3 protein-coding genes and 1 pseudogene are annotated in these 5,010 nt (G+C 71.8%); 1 reads left to right on the top strand and 3 read right to left on the bottom strand.

Going from position 1 to position 5,010, the window contains the following annotated elements; all coding sequences use genetic code 11:
• Window positions 1-455: 455 nt before the first annotated feature.
• Window positions 456-1,088 (bottom strand): annotated as a pseudogene (locus ACFQGL_RS11545) (hypothetical protein); the annotation flags it as partial.
• Between the two features lie 261 nt (window positions 1,089-1,349).
• On the opposite strand from ACFQGL_RS11545, the gene ACFQGL_RS11540 reads away from it, so the two are divergent.
• Window positions 1,350-3,497, top strand: a complete 2,148-nt coding sequence (locus tag ACFQGL_RS11540; RefSeq protein WP_377509751.1) for a BTAD domain-containing putative transcriptional regulator — start codon at window positions 1,350-1,352, stop codon at window positions 3,495-3,497.
• A 62-nt stretch (window positions 3,498-3,559) separates the two neighbouring features.
• Here ACFQGL_RS11540 and ACFQGL_RS11535 read toward each other — a convergent pair whose 3' ends face one another.
• Together ACFQGL_RS11535 and ACFQGL_RS11530 are read right to left on the bottom strand one after the other, a co-directional pair.
• Window positions 3,560-4,813: an SGNH/GDSL hydrolase family protein gene (locus tag ACFQGL_RS11535; RefSeq protein WP_377509748.1), complete on the bottom strand. Its 1,254-nt coding sequence runs from the start codon at window positions 4,811-4,813 to the stop codon at window positions 3,560-3,562.
• Window positions 4,813-5,010 (bottom strand): glycoside hydrolase family 95-like protein (locus ACFQGL_RS11530; protein ID WP_377509745.1); only part of this gene is annotated, 198 nt, incomplete at its 5' end. The genes ACFQGL_RS11530 and ACFQGL_RS11535, both read right to left, overlap by 1 nt.

The following is a 5,010-nucleotide window of genomic DNA, read 5'->3' as shown; positions in this document are numbered from 1 at the left end:
TCCCTGGTGGAGGGTCGGTAGAGCGCGATGTCGGAGATGCCGTCGCCGGTGTAGTCACCGGAGAGAGGAATGTCGCCCGGTTGACCCCACCCGGAGACCATGAGCCGGCCGTACCGCATCCATTCGCCGGTGGAGGGTCGGAAGAGGGCTATCTCCGACTTGCCGTCACCGTCGTAGTCGCCGGAGAGAGGGATGTCGCCGGGGCCGCCCCAGCCGGTGGCCATGACCTTGCCGTAGCTGTGCCACTCACCGGTGGAGGGCCGGAAGATGGCGATGTCGGAGGTGCCGTCGCCGTCGTAGTCACCGGCCAGGGGAATGTCGCCCGGTTGGCCCCAGTCGCGGGCCAGAACCTTGCCGTAGCCGTGCCACTCCCGGATCGACGGCCGGAACACCGCGATCTCGGAGGTGCCGTCACCGTTGTAGTCGCTCAACCGCACGCGTTCGCCGGGCCGGTTGCGCCACTGCTGCACGGTCTCGCCCCGCAGAACGCTCAACAGCGCCTGCTTGTTCTCGAGGTCGGCTACCTTCTCCCGGTTTTCGCTGAGATGAATGTGCCAGAGATGTGAGGGATCGTCGGTGATCGCCGCCCGGTTGTAACGGAAGTCCCAACCCTCCACCGTGCTGTCGGTGTCGGTCTGGCCGTAGAACTCTCGCCAGCCGTCCAGGCGCGGGTCGTTGGGGTTCTTACCCGAGGCCATCAGGCGGTTGGAGTAGCGGGCGATGTTGGTGTAATTGCCCGCGGCGGCTCCTACGTCGGACGGAAGCACCAGGTCGGCATCCGGGTAGACCTCGTCCGAGGCCACCGCGAGACTCTGGGCTTCCGGGAACGTCCAGTCGTAGGCTGCGGCCTTGTCCGACGGGCCGCCCTTGTCCTCGGCGTCCCGGACGGAGTAGTTATCCGAATCGTTGGCCGCGCGGGTGTTGTGATAGCCGGGCTTGTTGGCGTAGATCCCGCCGTTCTGTGTTCCGGGTTGCAGGGCCTTGAGCTGCTGCATGAGCCACCAGGAAGCGTCCGTGATTCTCCCCGGATTCGGATTGGCCTCGGCGCTGGCCGGGGTGGGCGTCAGGCCCACGGCGACGAGGAGCATCGCCGACGTGGCCGCGGTAGCCCTCCGTACCAGCCGCAGGCGTGGTGCCGATTGCCGGGCAAACTGCCGTATTCCCGACTGTCTGGTCGTGCCGTCGACCGTCCCCTGCACTAGAACCCCCAGGTGATGCCCCGTCCCCCGTGGACCGGACGCGATGTAGAGGCTCCCCGAGGGCGCTGGACGGGGACTGTCGGGACAACACCGGTACGTGAGCGGTACTAGCGTCTGCGCCATCGGACACCAATAACGGGGGTTAATGCGATGACCGACAGCTTTAGTACGCCCGAAACCGGCTTCGCCGACCTGCTCAGGCGGCACCGGGAGGCGGCGGGCCTGACCCAGATGGAGCTGGCTCGCCGATCGGGCCTGAGCGCTACGACGGTCCGAGATCTGGAACAGCGACGCACGCTGCGGCCAACACAGCGGTCGGTGTCCGGGCTCGCCTCGGCGTTGCAACTGGACAGGCGGCCGGCCATCGCCTTTCACCGGGCCGCGACCGCCAGGACGGAACGGGTGACCACGGCCGTCCGGCCGGTGCCCGCCGGGCGCGCGACGGTGTCCGTGTTGGGTCCGCTGGCCGTCCATTGTGGCGAGAACGTCGTTTTCTTGACCTCGTCGCGTCAACGCGCTCTGCTCGCCCGGCTGGCCATCTCCGCCGGCAGCACCGTCAGCCGTGCCGAGCTTCTGGAGGTGCTCTGGGAGGGTGAGCAACCGCAGTCGGTGGTCAACCTGCTGCACACCTACGTAGCTCGGCTGCGCCGCACCCTCGACTCGGGTGGTGACGGCAGAGCCGGCGTCGTGCTGGCGTACGCGCCCGGTGGCTACCGGCTCGATCTCGCCGAGGACCAGCTCGACCTGCTGCGGTTTCGGCGGCTCGTGACCGAGGCCGAGGAGGTCGCCGACCGGGCGCCCGAGCAGGCGGCGACACTACTGGCCGACGCCCTGGCCCTGTGGCGCGACGACCCGCTCACCGACGTGGACGCGCTGGCCGGGCACCCCGCCGTGGCCGCACTCACGGCAAGCTGGACCACGGCGGCGGTGCGCTACGCCGACCTGCTCGACCGGTGCGGCGACTACGAGCCGGTGGTCGGCACGCTGCGCCGTCTCGCCGGGCGGCATCCCCTCAACGAGCGGGTGCACGGCCGTCTCATCCTCGCTCTCGGCGCGACCGGGCGCCAGGGTGAGGCGTACGCCGAGTACGACGGCATCGTCCGCCGTCTGGCCGACCAGCTCGGGGTCAGTCCGAGCACCGAGCTGCTGGCGTATCACCAGCGGCTGCTCCGCCAGGAGTGGACCGGGACGTCCCAGTCCTACCGCGTGCCGGTGCCGCAACAGGCCCCGGCGTCGGTCGCCGACTTCACCGGTCGGGTCGACGAGTTGCGTCAGCTCCGCGAGCTGCTGGCGCCGCAGGCGCCGCGTACGGCTCAGCGCCCGGCGCCGGTCTGCGTCGTCGCCGGCCCACCCGGGGTCGGGAAGACGGCGCTCGCCCTGGCCACGGCGGAGCGGTTGGCGACGGCCTTTCCGGACGGGCAGCTCTATGCGGACCTGCGCGGTCGGTCGGCCCGACCGGCCAGCACCGGTGAGGTGCTCGCCCGGTTCCTGCACGGGCTCGGCATGAGTGGTGACCGCGGACCGGGTGACGACGAGACCGCGGCGGCGCTCCTGCGCAGCGTGCTGGTGTCCCGCCGGATCCTGCTCGTGCTCGACGACGCGCGCGACGCCGCCCAGGTACGCCCCCTGCTGCCGGGGTTGGGCGGTAGCCGGGTGTTGGTCACCGCCCGGAACCGGCTGGTCGCCCTGGAGGGCGCCCGGCGGATCGATCTCACGATGCTGAGTACCACGGAGGCGCTGGACCTGCTCACCACCATCACCGCTGTCCGGCCGGGCGGCGACCTGGCCGCGACACTGCGGGTGGTCGCGGCGTGTGGACACCTGCCGTTGGCGCTCCGGATCGCCGGCGTACGGCTGACGTCGCGGGCCAACTGCACCGCCCCTGACCTGAGTCGTCGCCTCGCCGACCCGCGCCGCCGGTTGGACGAGCTACGAGTCGGCGACCTGGACCTGCGGGCCACCTTCCGGTCCAGCGTCGAGCGGCTGCCGGCCAGCGCGGCCCGTGCGTTCCGGTTGCTCGCGCTGGCACCCACACCGCAGGTGAGTCTGGAGGCCGCCGCGACACTGCTGGGCCGGTCCACGGCGGTCGCCGAGGACGAGCTGCACCAGTTGGTGGACGCGAGCATGCTGGTCGTGGCCGGCCCCGGACGGTACCGGGTGTCCGAGCTGCTGCGGTGGTACGGGCGCGAGCTCGCCGAGCGGCACGAGTTCGCGAGGGACCGCACTGCGGCCGTAGCCCGGTTGGCGGCCTGGCAGAACGCCGTGGCGGTCGACCGGCATCGGCTGCAGCGCTGTTGACGTCGACCACGGCGTCCGGCCGGCCACCGGTGGTGGCCGGCCGGACGAGGTGTGCCTGCGGGTCAGCGGTCGCAGCGCAGGGCGGACAGGTCGACCGCGTCGGCCATCGCCTGCATGCCCTTGTCGTTCGGGTGGATGTGGTCGCCGCCGTCGAAGAACGGCAGCAGTGCCTGCGGGTCGTACGGGCTGCGGGTGATCTTGTCGAGGTCGACCACGGCGTCGAACGCGCCGCCGTGCCGGATCCAGTCGTTGACGCCCTGGCGCACCGCCTCACCCGCGGCGTCGTACTCGGACCAGCCCTTGTACGGCATGACCGTGGCGCCCACCACGCACGTGCCCGCCGCGTGTGCCCGGTCGGCCACCTGCCGGTAGCCGGCGATCAGGTCGTCCACCGTGACGCCGGTGTGCGCCTTGATGTCGTTGATGCCCTCCAGGACGAACACCGTGCTGACCCCCGGCTGGGAGAGCACGTCCCGATCGAGTCGGCGGAGCGCGGCCTCCCCGGCGCCGTCGGCGAGCACCTTGTTGCCCGAGATGCCCTCGTTGGCCACGCCCTTGACCGGGCTGTCGGACGCGGCCTGCAACCGCCGGGACAGGTAGTCGGGCCAGCGACGGTTCGCGTCCGTGCTGGACGCCCACCCGTCGGTGATGGAGTCGCCGAGGGTCACCACCGAGCTGATCGCCGTTGACGTCTCCACGCTGACGGCGTCCAGCCAGTACCAGGAGCTCATCGGGTCGGTCCAGTTGGTCGCCGCCTCCTCGGCGGCGTGGTCGCCCGCGGTCGCGTACGACGTCTGCATGGCCATGCCGTGACCGGTGGTCGGGCCCTGCGCGCCGGTGACGTACAGGCTGACGACCAGGTTGCTCTGGGCGGCCAGCTTCCCGGGCAGCGGGTCGCTGAGCACCGTCGCGCCGGCCGGAACGGTGACCGACGGCTGCCCGTCGAACGTCAGCTTCCGGTTGCTGCCCCGGACCAGCTCGGCGCCCTGCCGCTGCAGACCGGCGTAGGCGCTGGCGAAGGTGACCGGGTTCTCGCCGAACGCGTTGGTCAGACGGATCCGCAGAGCACTCCCGCCGACGCTGGTACGCACGACGAGCCGGTAGCTGCGCTCGGCGGGCCCGGCGCCCTGCCGGTCGGCGCTGGCGCCCCAGGTGACGGTGAAGTGCCGGTCCCGGGCCGTCGGGGCCGAGGCGTTCTGCGCGCCCGCCTCGGCCGCCGGCCGGGCCTGCGCCGCCGGTGCCGCCAGGGGTACGCAGACCAGCGCGGCGGCGACGAGCGCCGACAGCCGACGGGCGAGCCTGTCCCCACCCCGCATCAGAGGCCCCGGACCGTGACGGACTCACCGGGCTTGAGGGTGACGCGTTGGGTGGTGCCGCCGGCGACCAGGGTCGTGCTGCGGCCGCCGACGCTCGTCAGCCGCACCTGGGTGACCCTGCCGTTGCGCCAGCTCAGGTCGGCGGTGAAGCCGCCGCGTACGCCCACGCCGGACACCGAGCCGGCGGGCGCCCAGGC

This window comes from Micromonospora vulcania, from assembly GCF_042658605.1.
GTDB classification, from domain to species: Bacteria; Actinomycetota; Actinomycetes; order Mycobacteriales; family Micromonosporaceae; genus Micromonospora; species Micromonospora vulcania.
This window is presented reverse-complemented; position numbering and strand designations above follow the sequence as displayed.